The 23,856-nt window shown below is 65.8% G+C and carries 15 protein-coding genes; 5 read left to right on the forward strand and 10 right to left on the reverse strand.

The features are described 5' to 3' along the window. The 4 genes from BM419_RS27965 to BM419_RS27990 form a co-directional block, all read left to right on the forward strand. The coding region (locus tag BM419_RS27965; RefSeq protein ID WP_244540895.1) for a thiamine pyrophosphate-dependent enzyme at positions 1 to 877 on the forward strand (877 nt) is incomplete at its 5' end. Between the two features lie 368 nt (positions 878 to 1,245). Further along, on the forward strand, positions 1,246 to 1,479 hold the full coding sequence (locus BM419_RS33050; RefSeq protein WP_091928358.1) for a hypothetical protein: 234 nt from the start codon (positions 1,246 to 1,248) through the stop codon (positions 1,477 to 1,479). 2,320 nt (positions 1,480 to 3,799) lie between these two features. Beyond that, positions 3,800 to 4,399: a YoaK family protein gene (locus tag BM419_RS27980; protein WP_175556395.1), complete on the forward strand. Its 600-nt coding sequence runs from the start codon at positions 3,800 to 3,802 to the stop codon at positions 4,397 to 4,399. Positions 4,400 to 5,363: 964 nt separating this feature from the next. Then, the gene (locus BM419_RS27990) at positions 5,364 to 7,145 is read left to right on the forward strand and encodes a patatin-like phospholipase family protein (protein WP_091928362.1); all 1,782 of its coding nucleotides are present in this window, start codon (positions 5,364 to 5,366) and stop codon (positions 7,143 to 7,145) included. On the opposite strand, the gene BM419_RS27995 is transcribed toward BM419_RS27990, so the two are convergent. The 10 genes from BM419_RS27995 to BM419_RS28040 all read right to left on the reverse strand — a co-directional run bounded on the left by BM419_RS27995 (position 7,146) and on the right by BM419_RS28040 (position 21,264). Then, positions 7,146 to 8,681 carry a cytochrome-c peroxidase gene (locus BM419_RS27995; RefSeq protein ID WP_348273206.1) on the reverse strand — a complete coding sequence of 512 codons (1,536 nt, stop codon included), beginning with the start codon at positions 8,679 to 8,681 and terminating at the stop codon, positions 7,146 to 7,148. A 135-nt stretch (positions 8,682 to 8,816) separates the two neighbouring features. After that, positions 8,817 to 9,131, reverse strand: a complete 315-nt coding sequence (locus BM419_RS33405) for a BA14K family protein (RefSeq protein ID WP_348273207.1) — start codon at positions 9,129 to 9,131, stop codon at positions 8,817 to 8,819. A 515-nt stretch (positions 9,132 to 9,646) separates the two neighbouring features. Next, positions 9,647 to 12,790 (reverse strand): efflux RND transporter permease subunit, encoded by a 3,144-nt coding sequence (locus BM419_RS28005; RefSeq protein WP_091928365.1) that lies wholly within the window; start codon positions 12,788 to 12,790, stop codon positions 9,647 to 9,649. Then, a complete protein-coding gene (locus tag BM419_RS28010; RefSeq protein ID WP_091928366.1) occupies positions 12,787 to 13,950 on the reverse strand; it encodes an efflux RND transporter periplasmic adaptor subunit in 1,164 nt (387 codons plus the stop codon). The genes BM419_RS28005 and BM419_RS28010 overlap by 4 nt, the downstream gene beginning before the upstream one ends. A 104-nt stretch (positions 13,951 to 14,054) precedes the next feature. Further along, positions 14,055 to 14,276, reverse strand: coding sequence for a hypothetical protein (locus BM419_RS28015; protein ID WP_091928381.1), 222 nt, complete (start codon positions 14,274 to 14,276; stop codon positions 14,055 to 14,057). A 151-nt stretch (positions 14,277 to 14,427) separates the two neighbouring features. Then, positions 14,428 to 15,492, reverse strand: a complete 1,065-nt coding sequence (locus tag BM419_RS28020) for a cytochrome d ubiquinol oxidase subunit II (RefSeq protein ID WP_091928367.1) — start codon at positions 15,490 to 15,492, stop codon at positions 14,428 to 14,430. 5 nt (positions 15,493 to 15,497) lie between these two features. Next, a complete protein-coding gene (locus tag BM419_RS28025; protein WP_091928368.1) occupies positions 15,498 to 16,166 on the reverse strand; it encodes a cytochrome d ubiquinol oxidase subunit II in 669 nt (222 codons plus the stop codon). 1 nt (position 16,167) lies between these two features. Further along, positions 16,168 to 17,586, reverse strand: coding sequence for a cytochrome ubiquinol oxidase subunit I (locus BM419_RS28030; protein WP_091928369.1), 1,419 nt, complete (start codon positions 17,584 to 17,586; stop codon positions 16,168 to 16,170). Positions 17,587 to 17,588: 2 nt separating this feature from the next. Beyond that, on the reverse strand, positions 17,589 to 19,877 hold the full coding sequence (locus tag BM419_RS28035) for an FdhF/YdeP family oxidoreductase (RefSeq protein ID WP_091928370.1): 2,289 nt from the start codon (positions 19,875 to 19,877) through the stop codon (positions 17,589 to 17,591). Between the two features lie 133 nt (positions 19,878 to 20,010). Further along, positions 20,011 to 21,264: a cupin domain-containing protein gene (locus BM419_RS28040; protein WP_091928371.1), complete on the reverse strand. Its 1,254-nt coding sequence runs from the start codon at positions 21,262 to 21,264 to the stop codon at positions 20,011 to 20,013. Positions 21,265 to 22,146: 882 nt separating this feature from the next. Here BM419_RS28040 and BM419_RS28045 point away from each other — a divergent pair. Continuing rightward, positions 22,147 to 22,812 (forward strand): response regulator transcription factor, encoded by a 666-nt coding sequence (locus BM419_RS28045; protein WP_091928382.1) that lies wholly within the window; start codon positions 22,147 to 22,149, stop codon positions 22,810 to 22,812. Positions 22,813 to 23,856: the final 1,044 nt, after the last annotated feature.

Consider the following 23,856-nt stretch of genomic DNA (forward strand, 5'->3'; position numbering starts at 1 on the left):
CCCGGAGGACGCCAAGGTCGCGCAGGTCGACCTGAGGGCCGGGAGCCTCGGGCGCCACTGCCGGATCGATCTCGGCCTGATCGGCGACGTCGGGGAGACGATCGCGGCGCTGCTGCCGAAGCTGCAGGCCAAGACCGACCGGGCGCATCTCGACGACAGCCTCGCCCATTACCGCAAGGCCCGCGCCGGGCTCGACGCGCTGGCGGTCGGCAAGCCCGGCGGCAAGATCCACCCGCAATACGTCGCCCGCACCCTCAGCGAGGCGGCCTCCGAGGACGCGGTCTTCACCTTCGACGTCGGCACGCCGACGATCTGGGCGGCGCGCTACCTCGCCATGAACGGCAAGCGCCGGCTGATCGGCTCGCTGAACCACGGCTCCATGGCCAACGCCCTGCCGCAGGCGATCGGCGCGCAGGCGGCCTATCCCGGGCGGCAGATCGTCTCGTTCTCCGGCGACGGCGGCTTCGCCATGCTGATGGGCGACCTGCTGACCCTCAACCAGCACAAGTTGCCGGTGAAGATCGTGGTGCTGAACAACGGCACCCTGGGCTTCGTCGAGATGGAGATGAAGGCCGCGGGCTTCCTCGAGACCGGCGTCGCGCTGGTGAACCCGGACTTCGCCGCCATGGCGCGCGGGGCCGGCATCTTCGCCCGGCGCGTCGAGGACCCGGCCGAGTTGCCCGACGCGATGCGCGCGATGCTCGACCACGACGGCCCGGCGCTGCTCGACGTCGTCTCGGCTCGCCAGGAGCTGTCGATGCCGCCGAAGGTCGGGCTCGAGCAGGTGACGGGCTTCGGGATGTGGCTCGCCAAGGCGGTGATCGACGGGCGCGGCACCGAGATCATCGACCTCGCCAAGACTAACCTTTGGAGATGAGGCGCTTATCACCGTTGCCCACGTCGCGCGATCGGCCGCTGGGATCATACGCAAAAGTTGGGGGCGACCCGAAGCTCGATGCGTCGATAGCTCGAGCACTGTCGAATTCAGCGCCGACCGGCTTCAACTTGGCCTCAAATGAGGCGAAATAAAACTTTCCGATTTTGCCCTATAATCCAGCAAAATAAATCATTTTCGAGATCCGCACAGGAGCAACGGCACTTGATCACGATATCTCATTATGATTGAGTGTAACACGGATATAGATATAACTTGGTCGAAATTATGCATTTTGATCCCTGAACAATTCTGTATCCGAACTGGTATCTTCTCGAGAGTTTGGCGACATCTTCAGGAGCAAGATTCGTATGAAATTTGTTTTCCCGGCCACTCTGGCCCTCGCGCTGCTGGCAGGACCTGTTCTTGCGCAGGGCAATTCGCCCTACAACCGCTCCGGTCCGCAGGCGGGCGGACCACTCGCCGGGCAGGAGCGCGAGATGGGTGCTTCGGGCGGCACGCCTGCGGTTGACCCTCCCCGACCGGCCAAGCCGGCTGCGAGGACGAAGCGACGGAAGCATCTGAAGCATCGGCACGGCGTGTAGGCAGCGTCATCAGCTCCCGCCACGGTAAACCCGATCGCCTAGGCGGGAGCCCACCCATTCCTCGACCCATCATCCGCGATGCTTGAAATCGCCAGATGCCGAGATCAGCCGCTTCCTCGTGCGGAGCAGCGACTTCCATTCCCCGACGTTTCGTTCCGGAGATCCGGCTGAGGAGCGTGGTCCTCGCACGCCCGTCCGCGAAGATCAGGACAGGACACACCACGCAACGCGATTTGGGTGAGCGCATGTCGGTCGAGGGGCGTCCGCTTGAATTCCCACTGGCGGCGGCACACGAACGCTTAGCTTTGCTCTGCCGCGCCCGACATCTCATCCCGATCCAGTGATTGCGCTCACCCCGCAGGCTCGGCAGGCCTCCGCCTCAGGAACCACGCATGCGCGGTCACGATAGGAGGCAGCCGAGATTTCCTACGGCGAGCGCCGACGTCGGACGCCGTTGGCCGAGCAGCCACGGCGCGGTCGCGGGTCCGAGGCAAGGTCCGCCACCGCGTCATCCTAGGCAGCCTACGGCAACGCGCGTCGGGCAAAGCTTGCAGCGTGGATGAAGACACCTTTCATCCACCACGCCGTGTGAGAGCGTCTTCGCCGCGCCGACCCGCTCGCGTCATCCGGATCCGGGGAGCAAACCAATGTCGAGCGGATTGTCGGCTCCGTTGGCTAGCCGATGATGCCCAACCCTGGTTCGGGGAATGGTTGCCCCGTATATCGACGAAGCTTATTAAATCGGCGGGGTATTGGACAGGACAGCGCCACCGCTGTTGTCTCGCCTTCAGTGAGACATATCCTGAAAAACGCATGTCCGCTCGGCGTCAGCGTAGCCGGCCGGGCAGGAGCGGACGTAGGCGCCAGCAGCAAGCTTGAGCGGAGGTGGGCAAGAGGTTGCCCAGGAGGACTCCTGCGAGATTGCGGGATTAGGATGGGCCGCCAGCATGCCGAGGACGAGAAGGCCGCTCCATCGACTGCGCATGGCTTGAAAGCCGGCCAGAGCCGGCAGGAGCGGTTTCGCGATGAGGCACCGCTCGTTTGCCGGATGACCTCGGCTGCGGCAGGCGCGCTCCGAATCGGACATTCGCGATGACCGCCTTGGAAGAATCTCGGCTTTGGCAGGGCGGCACGCGCCCGCGCGTCGGGCGACCGGGCGGTGGGCGGCAAGACCGATCCTTGAATCTGAGACCGCGCCTTGGCCGGACACCTCGGGCATGGTGCGGCGCTCCGCGATATCCTCGACTGGTCTCATTTCGCTGTTCGTCATGGAATGCTCTCCTATTCCCAGGTCCCGCCTCGATCGCGGAAGGCGAAAGCCGCCCCGCGACGGTCAAACGATCCTCGCTTGGGATCCTCGACCACCGACGACGGTCCGATCGCCGTCATCGGCCCCGCGCCGGCAAGGTCTCCCAGGCTCTACGCGTCGCGACCCTGCGTGACGGCAATCCTCGTGCGGGATACGACCCTGGCGACGGCGACATCGAAGGGCTCGATCGGATCCCGTGCGGGAGCTTGGATGGGGCGTCGGCGAAGCTCAGGCCGCTCCAATGTCGGACGGCAGACCGGGCTGGCTTCCGTTCATTGTTCGTAGATGCTCCCAACGTGCCAAGCTCGGGGAAGTTGCCATAAGATTTCGCTTTGGAGAAGGAAACCTTCGTATAGTATGGCGACCGGCCGCGCATTGCTATGTGTTGTCGGTTGCCAGCGTGGCGCCGAGCATTGCCGCTATTCCAGATCTGAAAGCGCGACTGCTTTAGTCGATTGTGTTTTTTATTGTGACCGACGATCGGTCCCGGATCCGCGTCCGGCCCGAACAGGTTGGCTCCGTGGTCTCACCGCATGTAGCCGGCGGAAGCAAGATACGCGACGCCACCACCGTCTTGCCGTGCAGGCAAGGAAAGACAATTGGGCAAGGCGCCCGGGACTGATGCGGGACGGGTGGCGTCAGCGGAATCTGACGGCAAAGTCGTCATGTCGTTGCCGGCCACGACAGTCCAGAATAGTCGCCAAGCAGCATTGCCGAATCCGAACGTCGAACGGCCGACGCATCGATTGCTAGCTCGAAACAGACAAAATAAGATCGCAGATAAATACCGACGAGGCAAGAAATTCTATATCACAGAGATCAACACGCGATGTTCGTGCCGACGCCGAGAGCAGATGCATCATCTCGCAGGGTAGCAGCATTGGCCCAGAATTGGGCTCGCGCTCGAGGCTTGGGTTCGCTTCTGGCAGATTGGAGACGAACATGCGGCCCACGAGTAGCCCTGTCCTGGGTCAGCGAGTCGAGCGGGAGAACCTGGGCCGGGCTTCCCTCATGACAGTGCTCGCCGGCTTCGTCGACGCCGTCGGCTATGCCTCCACGGGTCACCTGTATCTGTCGTTCATGAGCGGCAATAGCACCCAGTTCGGCATGGCGCTCGCCCGCGGCGACGCGCACGTGATAGGCTGGACCGGCGCGGTGATCGCCACGTTCGTGCTGGGAGCGTTCCTGGGATCACTAGGCGTCGCCGTCGAGGCAATGGTCAGGCTTCCGATTGTGCTGGCCGGCGAACTTATGTGCTTCGTCTCGGCGTGGATGCTCCTCGGTCCGTGGACCGCCGAGGCCGCGCTGCTGTTCGTGTCCCTCGCGATGGGCATGCAGAACGCCATCCGCACGTCCGTCGCCGGGGCGGCGATCGGCAGAAGCTTCGTCACGGGCTCATTGTTTGGCGTGGGCAACGCCCTGGCCCGCGCTTGTCTCGGCCGCGCACGCTTGGCCGAGGCCGCGGCCGACGCCGCCTCCTGGTTGGCCTTCATCGTAGGCGTGACCTGTGGCGCGCTCGCCATCGGCGCACTTGGCCTAGCCAATGCCCTCATCGGGGCGGCGTCCGTCGTCGCCGCCCTCACGGCGCTGGCGATGATATGGAGGCGCTAGACCGGCGCATGACCAGCGCGCGCCGAGCGACCGCGAGCGTGCGACGGCGAGGAGCGGCCGTTGTCCCCGTCCGCTATCGCGGCCCACAGCCGATGCAGATCCCGCTTTCGATGCGCTCATCCTCACGCTCCTGGCGCGTGCGCCGATCCGGATTGTCCCGCCACGTCGGGCTCGCATCGCGGCTCGGGGGCTTCGTCACGCCTCCAGCCGTCGTGTTCGGAGCTGTCACCGTAGAGAGCGGGCCGCCGCCGGTGCCGGTAAGGTCCGCCTGCGCCAGGGCCGGCGCGGACAGGCTCAGAAGGACGAGCACGACGAGCGAGGGAAGCCTTGTGGTCATCGTGATGCTCCATGCTGCGCGGATTGCGGAAGTGGACGGTGGGATTGCCCGACCGCCCTACCCTCCTGGCGAGACCATCTGGTCGCACGGCTGGTCGGGCGGCTTCGCAAAGGTAGGAACCGCGCCCGACATACACCTGCTGCCAGGTTATACTGTCCGGGCTCGACAAACGGGACAGCAGATGATGTCCATCTGTCGCTCGGCGCGCCAAGAAACGAAAGAGAGGGTTCTCCTCCGGCGTGGATTTCGGCTCCAAAACCGATCCGGACCTCCGCCGAGGCAAATTGCTTCGGAGAAGCTCGATCCACGAGCCTCGATTTCGCTCGGCGACGCGATCCGTTCAACTATACTGAGGTATATTCTGGCTCTTGGCGCGATCGGCGCGAATTTCTACGCTCGGCAATCCATCCATGCCGGGCCAGAAGCTGAGAATCGTCGCATTGCCTCATACTCGATCCAGGCGCTGCCTCGCAGCACGGCTGCGATCGAGGCCTGCAACGGTCAGCCTGGCTCGGGATTGGGTGCAGAAGGCTGGAACGGAGCGGCATGCGCTCTACGATGGCATCCCAGGCAGGCTATGTGCTTGGGCTGGAACCCCGTCACGGGATGCGCAACCGACCTCGCAGCATGAGCGCGCCGGAAATCCCGTTTCTCCAAGGCCTGGACGCGAACGCCGCGGCCGCGATCCGTCGTCGGATGGTCTCCCTGGTCGTTCCTGGCGGGCGGGCGTTGTTCGAGCAAGGCGAGGAAGGCGACGCTCTCTACACCATCGTGACCGGCAGTGTCGGCATCTCGGCGGCGGATGCCCGCACGGGCAACGTCCGACGGATCGCGCGGCTTCGCCCTCCCGACACGTTCGGCGAGTTGGCGCTTCTCTCGCCCGGGCCGCGTTCCGCAACCGCGACCGCCCTGCGCGACACCCACCTGCTCCGCCTGGCTCGGCGGGATTTCGAGGATATCGTAGAGCGTCATCCCAAGACGCTGCTCTACTTCACCCAGCTTCTCGCCGGACGGCTGCGGACCGCGGACGAGGGCCGCTTCTTCACCTACGCGCCGCGAACCTTCGCCGTGTTGGCTGTGACGCGGGGCCCATCACCGACCGCCTTCGCGCACGGATTGGCCAGAGCCTTCGACGACGTCCTGCCGGGGGCCACAGGATGCGTCACCGAGTGGCCGGACGGGGCGGATCCGGGCTGGTTGCACAGGTTCGAGACGGCGCATGCCCGCACCATCCTCGTAGGGGAGGTGATGGATCGCCCGCAAAGTCGGCTCATCCTCCACCAAGCCGACCACGTGCTGCTCCTGGCGGAGCCCGGCGAGCCCATGCTGCAGGGCGTGGCCGCCGCCCTCTCCGATATTCCCTCCCCTTGGATCCGCCGGGATCTCGTCGTTCGGCAGAGCGCTGGGACACCCCTGCCGCGGCCGGTTCATCCGGCATTCGATGAATTGCCGGTGTCCATGCGCATCCACATCCGGGAGGACGATTCCAGCGATTACCGCCGCTTGGCGCGGCTCACGACCCGTTCCGCGCGAGGCTTGGTGTTGGGCGGCGGAGGTGCTCGGGGCCTGGCGCATGTCGGGGTGCTCCAAGCTTTGGACGAGGCTGGCTACACCGTCGACTTCGTCGGCGGCACGAGCATGGGAGCGGTGGTCGCTGCCAGCTTCGCCACCGGATCTGGCCTCGACCGCGTACGTGACTGGACAACGCGGGACTTTGCCGGTCGCAATCCGGTAAACGACTACACGCTTCCCTACGTGGCCCTGACCCGTGGGGCGAAGGTTGACGCTTGGCTGGAGGCCCACTTCGGCGATACTCGGATCCAGGATCTGTGGTTGCCGTTCTTCTGCGTCTCCTCGAACCTGACCACCGGCGAGATCATGGTCCATCGCAGCGGCAGGTTGACCGATGCGCTGCGCGCCAGCGTCGCCATCCCCGGGCTGCTGCCGCCCGTCTGCGCAGATGAGGGAGTCCTGGTCGATGGCGGCATGATGAACAACCTGCCGGCCGACGTGATGGCGGACATGGAGCGCGGGACGGTCCTTGCCGTCGATGTCGGAAGCGATCTCGCCTTTCATCGCGTGCCGAGGCGTGGCTGGCGTGGGCGCCTGATGCGCCAGTGGCTTAGCGTACCGGAGGCGATGCCGGCACTGGCCCCGCTCCTGCTACGCGCGGCGACGGTATCGGGGAGCGCACAGACCTTGATGGCGCTCGATCACGCCACGGCGGTGCTCAAGCCGCCCTTGGCGGGCATCGATCTACGTGATTGGTCGAGCTACGAAGAAGCCGCCGAACTCGGCTACCGGCATACACGCGAGGCGATCGAGAATGGGCGCCTGCACGTATGGTGCGGCCCATCGGGTGGGACGCCCATCGAGCATCCGCTAGCATCGGAGGTGCCGGTCCTGTGACTACCTGCCGGCACCGGGTAGCGCCGACGGTAAAGGCGGTGGTTGCAAGACAGGTGGCGCATACCCGTCGCTTAGCGTTCCCAGAAAGGCGACGATGTCGTCCTCCTGTGCATCGCTGAGGCCGAGATTGCAGCAGTTCGTGCTGAGGCTCTCAGGGTTTTCCGGCGCGGGCCAGCACGACACGCCCGCTCCCGGATCCTTCCTGTCGCAGCGAGGAAGGGCATCGCGGGTGTTGTAGAAGTGAACCACTGCCTTCAGGCTCTTGAAGTAGCCGTTGTGCATGTAAGACTTCACGAAGTCGGGCCGCGGACGCTTGTCGACGTTCCGCAGCGTCATCACCCGCATCCGCCCGTCGAAATGCGGTGCGAGCGCCTTCCAGGCTTCGTTCGCCGCCTCCGGGCTCCGCAGGAAGTCGCCGACTCCCTTGTCCACGAATGCCTCACCCTGCGGATTGGACACGTAGCCGAACGCGTCGGGACCGGTCTCGTGGTAGAAGAACAGGTCGGGGTTTCGCGGCACGCCAAGGTTGGCCGTCGTGTTGTCGGTGAAGAGCGGGTGACGGTCGCCTTCCGGATCGACGTGGCAGTCCATGCACTTCGCCTGACCGTTGAATAGCTCGTAGCCGCGCCGCTCCGCGTCCGTGAGTTGAGTCGTCCCGGCCAGGAAGGCGTCAAACTTCGACGAGAACGCGCTCACCTCGGGCGAGCCCTCGTAGGCGGCGATCGCCTCCGCCATCTGGTCGAACGTCGATTGGACGCGTGCCCGGTCTTCCGGACGCAGATCCACGACCAGCGGCGTGTTGTTGGGTCCCGGCGTCTCCGAGCCGATCGCCGTGGCCGGAGCATTGTTCGGTTGATTGCAGATCGTCTCGACGTCGGCCGGCCACGCGATCCCGAACGCCCGCGGCCCCCACACCGTCTCGAACAATCCCCTGTACGGCCTCTGCGAGATCCGATGGACGACACAGGCCGGGTCGCGGAGGGCCATCTCCGTCGGGTTCAGAGGCGAGCCCTGCGCCTGCATGGCCGTCGGACTGCGCAGCCGGAGCCCGGTCGCGCGTAGATCCCAGAAGTTGCCGCCGATGAAGCAGTGGCTGCACTTCGCCTCGCCGGGCTTGTCCGCGTAGAACAGCGGCGGCGAGAAGGCGGCGTAGGCGGCGCTGGGCGGCTTGCGCAGGCTGAACCGCGTCCGGACCGAACCGGGCTGGGCGACGCCGCCCAAATTGAGGCTCTCGATGGCGCCCTGGAAGCCGGCCTGCGGCATGTGACAGAAGGCGCAGGCTTCGTTTCGGTTGACGGACAGGTTCTTGTCGAAGAACAGGATCCTGCGAGCGCGGGCATCTGCTGGGGACTGCCAGGCAGTAGAGCGGGAATCGCGGCGATCGCCTCCTCCTCGATGGCGTCCACCTGCCGTTCGACATCCGCGATCGCGTCCTGCAACGGCTTGACCCTCTGCCACTGAGCGATGCTCGGCGTGCAGAATAGGAAGGCGTCCGCTCCTGCAGTGTAGATGGTCAGGAGCACAGCCAGCTGCCACCGAGGACGGCTCATTCTCGGTTTCCCCTGTTCCCGCCAATGGTTCATGTCAGACGCAGCCGCCCCCAATCCGGTCAACGGCTCCGCCGAAGCGCGTGCGACGTGCCGACTTGGCGGCGCGTCGTCGATGTGCGTCCTAGCTGCAGGGATGCCGCTTCCCGTCGTAGCCGAGATACGTGCCGGTCGTGGGATCGTAGGACTTGAATTGCGCCTCGCAGGACGCGATTTGGCTCGCGGTCGCCGTCGGATCGGCGGTCGGCGAGTCGTAGGCGACGGGTACGTAGCTGTAGGCCGGAGCGGTGGCGCCACCGTAGTAGTAGTCGGGCCAGTACCCGTAGCCGAAGTCGGCAGCGGCCAGTCCGAGGCCGAGGCCGCCATACCCGAAGCCGCGGCGGAAGCTGAACCGGCGATCGTCGCGGAAGCCTCTGCTGGCCAGAGAGCCTCGACCCAAGACGCCGCGAACCGCCCCAGCACGGCTGAAACCGCCGCCGAACCCGGCCCCACGGAAGCCGCTGCGGAAGCGAGCGCCATGGAAGCCTCCGAAGCCGCCGTGGAAGCCGCCGCCTCCGTGGCCACCGCCACGAGCGTCGGCAGTCGCCGGAGCCAGGGCAAGCGCCCCGGCCATCGTGAGAGCTGCAACAAGATGCTGCTTCATACTGGTCTCCGATTATCTTTGCCTGTGATTCCCACGCCTGCTGGCCGTCTCATCAGGTCGATCAATCGTCGCAATCATTACCTATCACCCGATCCGGCTGCGTCGATCTCATACCGAAGTATACTGCGGGATTGAATCGCCAGCCTGCAGCGTAAGGACAGGACTTGGAAAACAGATGGTCGCCCGGCCTCCGCATCAGTTTGTTTGCGTGTTAATAGACGATCTTGATGACACGCCGTTGCGCATTGTTTGTCGCCGGATGCTTGCGCGATCGAAAGCACCACGTCGCAGCCAACGGTGCAATCTCAGCTTTAGGTCGGCTGCGTCGCGTCTTGGCTGTGCTTCTCGGGACCGAACTTATCGGGTTCCCGCTTAGCCGCTGACTTGCGACGTGACAGCAGGGCGGACAGCTTGTCCATGTAGATGTAGACGACCGGCGTCGTGAACAGCGTCAGGACCTGGGACACCAGCAGGCCACCGACGATCGCGTAGCCCAGCGGCTGCCGGAGTTCCGATCCCGTGCCGGTCCCGAGCATCAGCGGGACGCCGCCCAGCAGTGCGCATAGCGTCGTCATCAGGATCGGCCGGAACCGCAGCAGGCAGGCTTCGTGGGCCGCCTGCTCAGCCGTCAGACCCCGCTCCCGCTGCCCTTCCAACGCGACGTCGATCAGCATGATGCCGTTCTTCTTGACGATGCCGATCAGCAGGATGATCCCGATGATGCCGATCATGTCGAGGGGGCGCCCGACCAGCAACAGCGTCAGGAGCGCGCCGAGCCCGGCCGAGGGCAACGTCGACAGGATGGTCAGCGGGTGGATCGTGCTCTCGTAGAGCATGCCGAGAATGATGTAGACCGCGAGCAGCGCCGCCAGGATCAGGGGTGGCGTCGAGCCGAGCGAGGTCTGGAACGCCTGCGCGTTGCCCTGGAAGCCGCTGGCGAGGGACTTGGGCGGATGCAGGTCGGCCACCGCCTTCTCCACCGCCGCGACCGCCGCCCCGATCGTGGAGCCCGGCGCGAGGTTGAAGCTCAGCGTCACGGATGGGAACTGGCCTTGGTGGTTGACCGCCACCGGCGCGACCCCTGGCACGAGCCTGGCGATCTGGCTGAGAGGAACCGAGGTGTCGCTCTGCGAGCGGACGTAGATCCGCTGCAAGGCGTCCGGACCGAGCTGGTAGCGCGGATCGACCTCGAGGATGACGTAGTACTGGTTCAGCGCCGTGAAGATCCGCGCGATGTGCCGTTGGCCGAACGCGTCGTAGAGCGTGGCGTCGACGACGGCGGGGTCGACGCCGAGGCGCGAGGCGGCCGTCCGGTCGATCTGCGCGGTCAAGGTCTTCCCGGTCGTCTGCTGATCACTGGTCACCGCGGAGAGTTCGGGCAGCTTCTGCAGGGCCACCAGCACCTTCGGCGCGAAGCGGTTGAGCACGTCGCTGTCGACGTCGGTCAGGGTGAACTGGTACTGCGTCTTCGACAGCCGCGCCCCGATGGTGATGTCCTGGGCCGCCTGCATGTACAGCGTCATGCCCTGGACCTGCCGTAGGGCCACGGACAGCCGGGCGATGACCTGATCGGCGGTGACGTCGCGCGCGCTCTCCGGCTTCAGCTGGATGAACACGCGGCCGTCGTTCTCGGTCACGGTCGGACCGCCGGGACCGATGTAGCCGACCACGTTGGCCACCGCCGGGTCGCGGCCGACGATGTCGAGGACCGCTCTCTGGCGCTGCTTCATGCCCTCTGGCGAGACATCCTGGGCAGCCTCGCTGATGCCCATGATCAGGCCTGTGTCCTGCTGCGGGAAGAAGCCCTTCGGGATCACCCAGAACAGGTACCCCGTCAGGGCGACCGTGCCGACGAAGGTCAGCAGCGTCAGGAAGCGGTGGCGCAGCGCGACCGTCAGGCCGGCATCGTAGCGTTCGTTCAGCCAGGTGAAGAAGCGCTCGAGTGCTTCGGAGACCACCCCCGCCTTTCCTGAACTGCCTGCCGGGAGCAGCTTGGCACAGAGCATCGGGGTCAGGGTTAGGGATACCGCCACCGAGACGAGGATCGATACCGCCACCGTGAGGGCGAACTCGCGGAACAGCAGGCCGACCACACCACTCATCAGGAAAAGCGGGATGAACACGGCCACCAGCGAGACGGAGATCGATAGGATCGTGAAGCCGATCTCGCCCGCCCCTTCGAGCGCGGCCTGCAGGGGTGTGGCGCCCGCCTCGATATGGCGGACGATGTTCTCGACCATGACGATGGCGTCGTCGACCACGAAGCCGATGGCGATCGAGAGCGCCATCAGGGAGAGATTGTCCAGGCTGTAGCCGAGCACGTACATGACCGCGAAGGTGCCGATCAGCGAGATCGGCACCGAGATCGCCGGGATCACCGTCGCCCAGAGCCGGCGCAGGAACAGCGCGATGACGCCGACCACCAGCGCGATGGTCAGGAGCAGCGTGAAGCGCACGTCGCTGATGCTGGCCTGGATCGTCACCGTGCGATCCGAGACGATGGCGACGTCGATGCTGGGCGGCAGCGCGGCCTTCAGCTGCGGCAGAGCCTTCTTGATGTCGTCCACTGTGGCGACGACGTTGGCGCCGGGTTGGCGCTGGATCGCCAGGATGACCGCCGGCTTCCGGCCGCTCCAACCACCCAGGGTGACGTCCTGCGGCGCCTTGATCGCTCGTCCGATGTTGCGCACGAGGATCGGCGCGCCGTCGCGGTAGGCGACGATCGCCCGCTCGAACTGTGCGGCGGTCATCAGCTGGTCGTTGGTCTCGAGCGCCACGGCCTGCTGCCCGCCGTAGAGCTGGCCCTTGGGCTGGAGGACCGTAAGGTTCGCCAGCGCCGTGCGCACGGTCTCGAAGTCGAGATCCTCGGCGGCCAGCATCGTCGGATTGACCTGGATGCGGATGGCGGGCTGCTGCAGGCCGCCGACGGAGACCGTGCCGACCCCGGGCATCTGCGCGAGCTTCTGCGCCAGGATCGAGTAGGCGTAGTCGCTCACCGTCATGATCGGCAGCACGTCCGAGGTGAGCGCGATCAGCAGGATCGGGGCGTCGGCCGGGTTGGTCTTGCGGTAGGTCGGCTGCGACAGCAGGCTCGCGGGCAGCAGGCCCTGCGTGGCGTTGATCGCCGCCTGCACGTCGGTGGCGGCCGAGTCGACACTGCGGCTGCGGCTGAACTGCAGCGTCATCGACGTGAAGCCGGTGCCGCTGCTCGACGTCATCTGGGTGAGCCCGGGGATCTGGCCGAACTGGCGCTCGAGCTGGGTCGCCACCGAGGAGGCCATCGTGTTCGGGTCGGCCCCGGGCAGTTGCGCCGTCACCTGGAAGGTCGGCGAGTCGATGTTGGGCAGGGCCGCGACCGGCAGCAGCGTGTAGCTGATCCCGCCGAGCACCACGACCGCCACCATCAGCAGCGCGGTGGCGATCGGCCGCGTGATGAAGCCGGCCGAGAGGCTCATGGCAGCATCCCGGCGCTGGCGGTCGTGGTGTCGGACACTTGATCGGGAGGCGCCGCGACGACCTCCGTACCCGGCACAAGGCTGTACTGACCCTGGACCACAACCGTCTCACCGGCCTTCAGCCCCTCTGAGATCAGGGCGACGCCGCGCACCCGCTGGGCGACCTTGATAGAGCGGATCGCCACCTTGTGGTCGGAACCGACGACGAAAACGTACTGACCTTGGTCGTTCTGCTGGACGGCATTGGTCGGGATCGTCAGCGCGTCCTTGACCACCGAGGTCGTGACCTCGACGTTCGCGAAGGCGCCGGGCCAGAGCTGGCGCTCGGCGTTGGGCGTGTTGACCTTGAGCTGGACGGTGCCTGATTTCGGCTCGGCCTCGTTGTCGATGAGGAGCAGCGGCCCGGTATCGAGCATACGCGTCCCCGCCTGGTTGTAGATGGTGACCGTCACCGGACCGCGGGCCAGCGCCGCCTGGACCTGCGGGATGTCGTCGGTGGGCAGCGTGAAGACGGTGCTGATCGGCTGGACCTGGGTCAGAACCACGATGCCGCTGGGATCGGAGGGCTGGATGACGTTGCCGATGTCGATCAGCCGGAGGCCGGTGACGCCGTCGAAGGGCGCGCGCAGCGTAGCGAAATCGAGCTCGGTCCTGGCGTAGTCGAGGGCTGCCTGATCGCCCTTCACGGCGTTCTCGGATTGGGCGATCTGCGCCTTCTCGCCGGTGACCGCCTCCTCGCTCGCGAAACCGCGCTGCAGCAGCGGCTCGTTGCGCTGGAGATTGACCTGCCGGTTGGTCAGCAGGGCCTGATCGCGTCCGAGCTGGGCCTCGGCGGTGTCAAGCTTGGCCTGGTAGATGCGTGGATCGATCCGGGCTAGCACGTCGCCCTTCCTGACGCTCTGGCCCTCGGTGAAGGCGACGCTCTCCAAGTAGCCCGTGACCTGGCTGCGGATCACCGCCCGGTTCAGGGCCTGGACGGTGCCGACGCCCTTGAGGATGATCGGCACATCCTCCTGCTGGACCGCCGCGGTGACGACCGGAACGGCGAGGGAAGATGCTTCCGGCCTCGCCGGCGCGGCAGCCTCGCGGTAGCGCGCGACTCCGAGACCGACGCCTATGATACCCAACGCTGCCAGGCCGAGCTTGAGCCTGCCCTTCATGAAAAGCGAGCCTCGTGATCAGCGGAGTGTGAGGTCGGCACTGAGTGACGTCGGGGGCGGCTTTGCATAACCGCCCCCTCGCCCGAGTCCGGCGGGGCGTGCCCTCAATAGCGATAGCGGCGGTGATGCCGATGACGACGGTGGTGGCGCGGGCCGAACGTGCCGAACTTGGATGTGACCCGCGCCCCGCGGTGCTGCCCGGCGAAGTCGCTGTTGCCGGTGGCGACCGAGTCGCGATCCAAGCCGCCCCCCGCCGCAAAGCTCGGCTGGGGCGAGGCGACGGCGAGACCGAGGAGCACCGCCGAACTGAGAAGGAAGCGTTTCATGTTGTAGATTCCTTTCTTGTAGGGCACCTAACGTGGTTGCCCCTTCATCTTGAGAAAATCAGCAATTTTTGCACCACATACGTTGGTATACGTCTGCCATATATCTTGGATATCCGGTTGATTGATCTGATCTTTCCGGCTGTCCCGCGAATCAGCACAGGTGCAAATCGGTGCCCAGCGCGTTCGGGCGCTGTCCAGCGTGCCCATACGCGCCCTCGTCAGCTCCGTGGGACACCGGCACGGTCTTGCCCCGGAACACCCAGTAGGCGTGCACCGTGTAGGCGAGGACGACGGGCAGGACGACGAAGATCCCCAGGAGAGCGAACCGAAGCGTCGCTTCATCGGCGGCGGCCTGCCAGATGGTGGCATGGTAGGGCACCACGTTAGGCCACACGCTGATGATGAGGCCGGCGTAGCCGAGCAGGAACAGCGCGACGGCGAGCAGGAACGGCCGGCTGTCGTGGCGCCCCCAGAGGCTGCGCCAGATCAGGACCGCCACGCTCGCCGCCGCCAACGGGAGCAGGCCGAGCCAGAGAGTGCCCGGCCATGCGAACCAGCGAGCGGCCACCTGCGGCTCCGTCAGGGCCGTCCAGGCGCTGACCACCGCCATCATCGCCACTGCCAGAAGCAGGGCGGCGTGCGCGACCTCGCGGGCGAAGACCTGCGTCGGCCCGTCGGTCCGCCAGATCAACCAGCCTGCCCCGAGCAGCGCGTAGCCGCCGACAATTCCGGCCGCGCAAAGCAACCCAAGGAACGAGACGAACGAGAAAGGACCGCCTGCGAAGTAGCCGTTCTCGACCGCCACGCCCTGGATGAAGCCGCCCAGGATCAAGCCCTGGCAGATGGCGGCGACGAGCGAGCCGCCCGCAAAGGCGAAGTCCCAGACGCGCTGGAAGCGCGTGGCCTGGAATCGGAACTCGAACGAGATGCCGCGTAGGATCAGGGCGAACAGCATCGCCATGATCGGCAGGTAGAACGCCGGCAGCAGCACGTAGTAGGCCATCGGGAACGCTGCCCAGAGGCCGGCGCCACCGAGCACCAGCCAGGTCTCGTTGCCATCCCAGAAAGGCGCGACGCTCTGCATCATGAGATCCCGGTCGCGCCCTCGCGGAGCCAGCAGGAACAGGATGCCGATACCGAGGTCGAAGCCGTCGGCGATCACATAGAGGGCGACCGCGCCGGCTGCCACGAGCGCGAAGAGGAGGGGCAGGTCCATGATGACTACTCTCCAGGAGCGAGGGTACGGACGTGATCCGGGTCGCCGTTCGCGGCCCCGGGCCGTATCCGGTGCGAACCGGATCGAACCTCACAGGGCCACGCGTACGCGTGGGCTTTGGGGCCGCTCATCACCAGCCGCGCGCAGAACCAGAACCCGGACCCGAGCAGTAGGTAGCCGCTGACAATCACGGCGGCGCAGAGGATGCCCGGCGTCGAGAGGCAATCGAACAGCCCCTCGCCGAAGAAACCTTCGGGTGTCATCGCGAGCTGGGCCCATCCGCCGAGGATCAGGCCCTGGCACACGGCGGCCACGAGCGATCCGTCGGCCAGGGCGGCGATCCGGACACGTTGAGGGCGCGTGCCGTGGACGTGGGGATCGATGACGATTCCGCACAGGATCAAGGCGGACGCCATCGTCAGGATCGGCGGCAGGAACGCCTGGGGCAGCCGATGGTAGGCCAGCGGCAAGGCGGCGCACAACCCGACGGCACCAAGCGCCAGCCACATCTCGTTACCGTGCCAGAACGGCGTGATCCCCCGTATGAGCGCATCCCGGTCCCGCTCGCGGCGCGCGAGAGGCAACAGTATGCCGATACCGAGGTCGACCCCGTCCGCCACGGCCAGATGGGAGAGCGCGACGGCGCCGAGGGTGAGGGCGAGGAGCGGATCCATCCTACTCACCCGGAACCAGCGCACGGGCGTAGGCGGGAGCGCCGCCCACCACGGCGGGGCCGGCCTGTTCCAGGCCGGGGCGCACCGCGTTCGGCGGCTCGTCCACGAGCGGATCGGGACCGCGCATTGCGACCCGCGCGCCGTACCAGAAGAAGGCCAGCAGCAGCGTGTTGTAGACGACGAAGAATAGGATCAGCGACGACAGCACCGCGCCCGCCGGCTGCACGGTCACGGCGTCCGCCGTGCGCAGGTGGCCGTAGACCACGAAGGGCTGCCGTCCGGTCTCCGTCACCGTCCACCCGGCCACGATGGCGAGGAACCCCAGCGGCGTCGCGCCCATGCAGGCGAGCTGGAACCAGCGCGTCGTGAACAGCCGCCCGCGCCAGCGCAGGAAGGCGCCCGTGAACGCCAACGCGATCAGCAGAAGAGCGATGCCGACCATGATCCGGAAGGCGAAGAACACGAACGGCACGTAGGGTCGATCTGCGGCCGGCACCGCCTTCAGACCCTGGACCTCGCCGTTCCAGGAATGTGTCAGGTACAGGCTGGCGAACCCTTTGATCGGCACAGCGATCTCGTAGAGGTTGCGCGCCTGCGTCATGTCCGGCCACGCGAAGATCAGGCTCGGCACCCCGCGACCCGTGTCCCAGAGCCCCTCCATGGCGGCGACCTTGGTCGGCTGGTGCACGAGTGTGTTGCGGCCGTGGGCGTCGCCGAGGACCGCCTGCAGCGGCGCCAGGACGAGGCAGGCCCACATCGCCATCGAGAAGGCGATACGCGAGGCCTTCACGTGCGTGCCGCGCCAGAGGTGGTAGGCCGAGACGCCGGCCACCACGAAGCTGCCGGTCAGGTAGCTCGCGCAGACCATGTGCATCAGGCGGTAGGGGTAGGACGGGTTGAAGAACGCCGCGGCCCAGTCGGTGACGTGGAAGATCCCGTCCTTGTCGACGATGTGGCCGGCCGGCGTCTGCATCCAGCTGTTCGAGGCCAGGATCCAGCTCGCGCTGATGAGCGTGCCGGTCGCAACCATCAGGCAGGCGAAGAAGTGCAGCCCGGGCCCGACTCGCTTCTCGCCGAACAGCACGATGCCGATGAAGCCGGCCTCGAGGAAGAACGCCGACAGCACCTCGTACATGAAGAACGGGCCGAGCACGTTGCTGACCGAGCGTGAGAACCCGCTCCAGTTGGTGCCGATCTGGTAGCCGAGCACGATCCCGGTGATCACGCCCATGCCGAAGCCCAAGGCGAAGATCCGGATCCAGAAGCGCATCAGCGCCCGGTAGGCCGGATCGCCGGTCCGCCAGGTGAGGAAGCTGAGGAACGCCACGAACGAGGCGATGCCGATGGTGAAGGCCGGCCACAGGATGTGGAAGCCCACCGTGAAGGCGAACTGGATTCGAGATAGGACGAGGGCATCCATGGTCAGCCTCCCTGCGCCATGCGGCGAATGCGGATGGGAACGGCCTTGTACGAGGGCGTGCCGCTCTGCGGATCACGTGCGTATAGCGGCACCAGCGGGTTGGCCTCGGGGTAGTAGGCGCCGCAGCAGCCGTTCGGCAGGCTGTAGGGCACGACCTTGAAGCCCTCGACGGCGCGCTCCACGCCGTCGGTCGAGATCGTCTCGAGGGTGACGTGATCACCGGCGTGGAGGCCGCGCCGGTCCATCTCGGCCTGGTTGATGAACACGACCATGCGCTGGCCGAACACGCCGCGGTAGCGATCCGACAGGCTGTAGAGGGTGGTGTTGTACTGGTCGTGGCTGCGCATGGTGGTCAGCCACAGCGCCTCCGGGTCGTCCTGGTGCGGATCCTCGTCGAGGCCCTCGAAGACGGCGAACTCGGCCTTACCGGACGGCGTCGCCCAGACGCGCTCGCGCGCCAGCGAGGTCAGATGGAAGCCGCCGGGCACGCGGATGCGGGCGTTGTAGCCCTGAAAGATCGGGAATACCGCCTCGATGGCGTCCCGGATGCGGTCGTAGTCCGCGGTCAGGTGTTCCCACGGGATGTCAGGGTTCGAGCCGAGCGTCGCCCGCGCGATGCCGGCAACGATTGCGGTCTCGCTGCGCAGGTGCTCGGAGGCCGGTCGGTTGCGCCCGGCCGAGGCGTGCACCATCGACATCGAGTCCTCGACGGTGATCGATTGCGGCCCAGTCTCCTGCTGGTCCACCTCGGTGCGGGCGAGGCAGGGCAGGATGAAGGCGTGCCGGCCGTGGACGAGGTGGCCGCGGTTGAGCTTGGTCGAGATCGCGACGGTGAGGTCGAGGTCGCGCATCGCCCGCCGGGTCGCGTTCGTGTCTGGCGTCGCGGCGGCGAAGTTGCCGCCGAGCGCCAGGAACGCTCGGGCCTTGCGGCTCTGCATCGCCTCGATCGCCCGTACGACGTCGTGGCCGTGGTCGCGCGGCGGCTCGAAGCCGAAGGTGTCGCGCAGCCGGTTCAGGAACTCGGTCGTCGGCTTCTCAGTGATGCCGACGGTGCGGTTGCCCTGCACGTTCGAGTGGCCACGCACCGGGCAGATCCCGGCGCCGGGGCGCCCGACATTCCCGCGCAGGAGGGCGAGGTTCGTGAGGAGGCGGACGTTCTCGGTGCCGCGATGGTGTTGGGTCAAGCCCATCCCGAAGACCAAGATCGCGCTCTCGGCCTGTAGGTAGGTCCGCGCAGCGCACTCGAGGTCCACCCGGCTTAATCCGGAGGCGCGCTCGATCGCCGGCCAAGGCGTCGCACGCAGATCGGCCGCGAGCGCCTCGTAGCCGTTCGTGTGGCCTACGATGAAGTTGATGTCGAGCAGGCGCGCCTCGTCCTCGGCGACGGCCGCGTCGTCCATCTCGATGCAGGCCTTCATGATGCCCTTGAGCGCGGCGGCATCGCCGCCGACCCGGACCTGGAAGAACCGCGACGAGATCGGGGTCGACGTCAGCGATGCCATCTCGATCGGGTTCTGCGGGGCCTGAAAACGCTCCAGCGCGCGCTCGCGGAACGGGTTGAAGCTGAGGATTGCCGCGCCGCGCCGCGAGGCATCGCGAAGCGAGGTCATCATCCGCGGACTGTTGGTGCCGGGGTTCTGGCCGAAGATCAGGATCGCGTCGGCCTTGTCGAAGTCCTCCAGCAGGACCGTGCCCTTGCCGACTCCGAGGCTCTGCGGCAGGCCGACGCTCGTCGCCTCGTGGCACATGTTCGAGCAGTCGGGAAAGTTGTTGGTCCCGAAGGCGCGGGCGAACACTTGGAACAGGAAAGCCGCCTCGTTGGAGGCGCGCCCGGAGGTGTAGAACTCGGCTTGGTCGGCGCTGCTCAGGTCGCGCAGGATCTGCCCGATCTCGGAGAACGCCTCGTCCCAGGACACCGGCCGATAGGTATCGCTGGCCGGATCATAACGCATCGGATGGGTAAGGCGGCCCAGCATCTCCAGGTCGTAGTCGTTCCAGCCCTCGAGCTCGGCGACGGTATGCTTGGCGAGGAGTTCTGGGGTGCAGCGCTTGGCGGTCGCCTCCCAGGCGACCGCCTTGGCGCCGTTCTCGCAGAACTCGAAGCTGCTGGTGTGCTTCGGGTCGGGCCATGCGCAGCCGGGGCAGTCGAACCCCTGCGGTTGGTTCATGCGCAGAAGCGTTGCGGCCCCGGACGCCGGAATGCCCTGTTCGACGAGCGCCTTGCCGGTCGCCTCAAGCGCGCCCCAGCCGCCAGCGGGGCTGTTGTATGGCCGTATACGGGACTTCGACACGTCTGAACCCTCACATCCGCTTTAGACCAGGATGAAACCGGGGCGCGTGGCGGCCAATCTATACCTGCGTATGACGGACTATTCGGACGTCATCCGTGCTAGATCAGCCGCCAAGGCCGCTGGTTTGCTGGACTCAGACTGGCACGACCCCGACGGCCTCATGCGGGAATCGGGCGATGACGTCCGCCGGGATGTTCAAGTGCGACGTCACCATCAGCGGGGGCGTATGGGTGAGCCAATCCGACAGCGAGATCGCTTGGTACTCGGGCGCGCGGAACACCTCCAGGAACACCAGATCGGTGTCGCCGACGTTCTTGATGTAGTGACCGATATTGCGCTTGATGTAGCCGATGTCGCCAGGCCCGAAATCGGTCGTCGAGGCGTTTGGGCCCGTGTTGAACACGGTCATCTGCCCCTTGCCCTTGATGTAGTATTGCCACTCGTCGGCGTTCGGGTGCCAATGCATCTCGCGCATGCCACCGGGCTTGACGGTGACGAGGGCGGCGGCGACGGTCTTCGATGCCTTGAACGTGGTGCTGTCGACGATCTGGACCTTGCCGCCCTTCGTTTGCTTGGCCACCGGCCCGTTCGCCATCTTGAAGGTGAAGGGGTTGGGCGGCTCGCCGGCTGAGCCGCGCGCGGCCAGTTGGTCGGCCGACAGAGCCCCGGGAAGCTGGCTCTGGAAGATGTACAGGTCGTGCAGGGGGATGTTCTTGAACGTATCGGCCGGTACGCCAAAGTTCAGGGCCAGCACCTCGGGCGGCGTGTGGGTGAACCACTCGTTCAGGAGCAGGGTGTCGAACTCGGTCTGGTTGCCGTCGTCGAAGCAGATCAGGAACTGCGTCCCGTCCGGTCCGAGACCCTGCAGGGAGTGCGGCGAGCCGGCCGGGAAGTACCAGAGGTCGCCGGGCCCGACGTCGGCCACGTAGGGACGGCCCTGCGGGTCGAGCGTGGTGATCCGGCAATTGCCGTAGGTCACGAACGCCCACTCGGCCGCCTGATGCCAATGCATCTCTCGGATCGCGCCGGCCGCGAGTCGCATGTCGACGCCGGCGATGGTCGTGGAGATCGGGAAGTTCTCCTGCGTGACCTGCCGGGCCCAGCCGCCGTTCTGGATGCGGCGCTGGGCGTTGTTGAAGGTCGCCCAAAACTGCGGCATCGAGCCGACGTCGGTCGGGGGCGGGCTGACGGAGGTCGGGAACAGTCCCGACAGGGTGTCGTTGTGAGGGCCCGGGATGGTGAGGCTTGTCGGGTTCTCCTGGGCGTTGACGGCCCCCTGCGGCGGCTCGTCGGGGTTGCCGTAGGACGCCGCGACGGCGTGCGTAGCGGCGGCCATGCCGGCGACGCCGCCCGCCGCCAGGATGGCTCTCCTCGTCATCTCGTCCATGATCACGTCCTCCGTTTCTGTCACGCGGATGCCTGACCCAAGGATGGGAGCGGGCGCTTCGTCGACACGAAGCCTGGCAAACCAAAACAACAAACAGGCCACATAATTCAAGTTGTCAGCCGAATAGCAAGGCGATTTACTGTAGAAATCGACACGCACGTCGTGTGCATGCCCGCTAGATGCGCCAGGATTATTAGCAAGCGAAAGGCGGTTTCGGCGCCAATATTGTTCTAGCCACTTACTTCATCAGATGGACCTATATGAAGGTATAATCCGCGGTCTGCGTCGGGCTGGATTGTTCTCGGGGACTTGCGCCACCTACAGGTCGAGCGCATCCAGGTCTTGGATCTCAGGAGCGCAATTTGGACCGTACGAGCGTTCCGTATTCTGCCGAGCCGAATCGGTGCGCCGAGGGATTCGGCATCTGCGTGAATGATGCGGCCCCTACCCTTCACCGGCATGGCGGCTACGTCGAAGGCTTCGGGCGGCCGGAACGGCTAAAACCTCTTCGACTTGCAACTGGTGGCAACCGCCCGCAGGACGAGAAGCTTTTCCGCGCTGTCACGGCAGGCGCGGCGGCTTGCCAGCGCGCCGATGCGGGATAAGCCAGCCCGGCCGGATCGACGTCCTACTCATGGACCGACCCCCGTCCGGGGTCGGCCGCCCTTCGTCAAAACGGCGCAAGAACGTTCAAGAGCGCGTCCGGATCTGACGCTATGGTCGGAGCGGTTTGCCAAGTATGACAATCGCCGACGTCGGATGCGCTGCTCTTCAACGACCTTGAGGCATCGCTGTCACGACCGCCTGGGGCGCGGGGTCTGATCCTGGCTTATCGATCGAGTGCGCCTTCCGGGCCGACGCATGGACACGCCGACGAACACAATGGACGAAGCCGAGGCGGACGCGGTGATCTGTATTGTAGATGACGAGGCGGCAGTTCGATCAGGCCTCGGCAGCCTGTTCCGCTCCAGCGGCTACGACGTCATGCTGTTCGAGAGCCCGGCGGCGTTTCTGTCCCAACAACTGCCGAACCGGCCGTCGTGCCTCGTCTTGGACGTCCGGCTTCAAGAATTGAACGGGATGGATTTCCAAGCCGATCTGCGCCGGTCCGGCAATCCGATCCCGATCGTGCTGATGACCGGCCACGGCGATATACCGATGTCGGTCAAGGGCATTAAGGCGGGTGCCGTCGATTTCCTGGCGAAGCCTTTCGACGATGCCGACATGCTCGCTGCCGTAGCCGCCGCCCTCGACGTCGATCGTCAGCGCCGCGCTGCGGACGATGGCCAAACCCGGCTGCAATCGCTCTACGAGGCCCTGTCCCCGCGTGAGCGCGAGGTCATGGGCCTCGTATCCGCGGGCTTGATGAACAAGCAGATCGCGCATCGCCTCGGGTTGAGCGAGATCACGGTGAAAATCCACCGGGGCAACCTAATGAAAAAGATGGAGGCACAGTCGCTGGCTGATCTCGTTCGCATGGCCGAGATCTTGAATGCGCGCGACCAGGCGGCGGCACGCTTCCAGCCGCCGGACACGGCCGCCTCGTGAACCTGTTCTCGAGGGTCCGACCCGGCTGAGCGACTGGATCGTTTCTCCTAGCCGCAACACCGACGCTGAGCCGAAGCGAATCTCAACGAGCGAGCCTCTTTCCCGACACCACCCGCCAGGCGGAAGCCCCTGTCGGAAAAAGTTCGCTCCAACCTCACCGATTGCCAGGCTCCTCACCACGGCTACGCCGCCGCCCATTTGGGTCACGGCGCGTTGCCAGGCTCTGAATGGCTTGGGGATGTGGTGAACGAGATCTCGCCGTGTCGTCTGCGGCCCAAATCACACGGCTGGTAGCTGGTGCGGGGCACTACTCGCCCTCTCCTCGGCCCGTTAGAAAGTTCGTTTGCCGGCATCCTTGGCTAACAAGACTAATCGAACCTGTCCGAAACCGGTCTGTCCGCTCCCAGTCCTTGAACATATGAAGCACAACATTGTTGCGGCTTCGGATTTCGTCTCGAATTAATCGATTTCGTTGAAGAGCTCGATGGCAGCGCCTTCGGCGTGGTCCAAGATGATGTCTGGGAGAAGATTGGTCTCTCGCGCCGCGGCAATCCTACACACGGAGCGCATTCTGGCGACGCCGATAGTAGGACTTTCTCCGGTCGGTACTCTTCGCGGCGCTGCTTCGACCCGCTTCCGATTTTTTCAACAAAATTGATCCCAACCAGGCTCTGGGATCGTCTGCTTCCGGGCAGTTCAATTCAGCAGCTCTGAATGACCGGGTTTGGCCGTAAGCGGAACGGCTGCTTCGTAGAAGATCGGCCAGAAAAGCAGACGGCCTCCTACCAACTCAATCCAGCCGCTCGCACCGTCGTCGGCGCTTCTCCGAAGCGGTCGTTTGTCAGCGGTCCGCCAAATTCGGCTCGGGGTGGAGGCGCTTGCTCGCTGTGGGGCTGAAATCGGACGTTCGAGCGGTTAGCGGCAGTCGGCACGAGTTTGGCGAGATGGGCTGTACAAGGCCGAGGCTTTGACGACAGCCCCGAGATTATTTCCAACCGATGTCACATCCTGCGTTCGCGCGTCGTCACCCTCGTGGACCGATCA

It is taken from the genome of Methylobacterium sp. yr668 (assembly GCF_900116245.1).
Taxonomy (GTDB): Bacteria; Pseudomonadota; Alphaproteobacteria; order Rhizobiales; family Beijerinckiaceae; genus Methylobacterium.

Excerpts from the sequence above, each read along its gene's own strand:
- BM419_RS28015 (WP_091928381.1), bottom strand. The coding sequence starts at position 14,276 with ATGAAACGCTTCCTTCTCAGTTCGGCGGTGCTCCTCGGTCTCGCCGTC.
- BM419_RS33050 (WP_091928358.1), top strand. The coding sequence starts at position 1,246 with ATGAAATTTGTTTTCCCGGCCACTCTGGCCCTCGCGCTGCTGGCAGGA.
- BM419_RS27980 (WP_175556395.1), top strand. The coding sequence starts at position 3,800 with ATGACAGTGCTCGCCGGCTTCGTCGACGCCGTCGGCTATGCCTCCACG.
- BM419_RS28020 (WP_091928367.1), bottom strand. The coding sequence starts at position 15,492 with ATGGACCTGCCCCTCCTCTTCGCGCTCGTGGCAGCCGGCGCGGTCGCC.
- BM419_RS28030 (WP_091928369.1), bottom strand. The coding sequence starts at position 17,586 with ATGGATGCCCTCGTCCTATCTCGAATCCAGTTCGCCTTCACGGTGGGC.
- BM419_RS28010 (WP_091928366.1), bottom strand. The coding sequence starts at position 13,950 with ATGAAGGGCAGGCTCAAGCTCGGCCTGGCAGCGTTGGGTATCATAGGC.
- BM419_RS28025 (WP_091928368.1), bottom strand. The coding sequence starts at position 16,166 with ATGGATCCGCTCCTCGCCCTCACCCTCGGCGCCGTCGCGCTCTCCCAT.
- BM419_RS27990 (WP_091928362.1), top strand. The coding sequence starts at position 5,364 with ATGAGCGCGCCGGAAATCCCGTTTCTCCAAGGCCTGGACGCGAACGCC.
- BM419_RS28045 (WP_091928382.1), top strand. The coding sequence starts at position 22,147 with ATGGACGAAGCCGAGGCGGACGCGGTGATCTGTATTGTAGATGACGAG.
- BM419_RS28005 (WP_091928365.1), bottom strand. The coding sequence starts at position 12,790 with ATGAGCCTCTCGGCCGGCTTCATCACGCGGCCGATCGCCACCGCGCTG.
- BM419_RS28040 (WP_091928371.1), bottom strand. The coding sequence starts at position 21,264 with ATGGACGAGATGACGAGGAGAGCCATCCTGGCGGCGGGCGGCGTCGCC.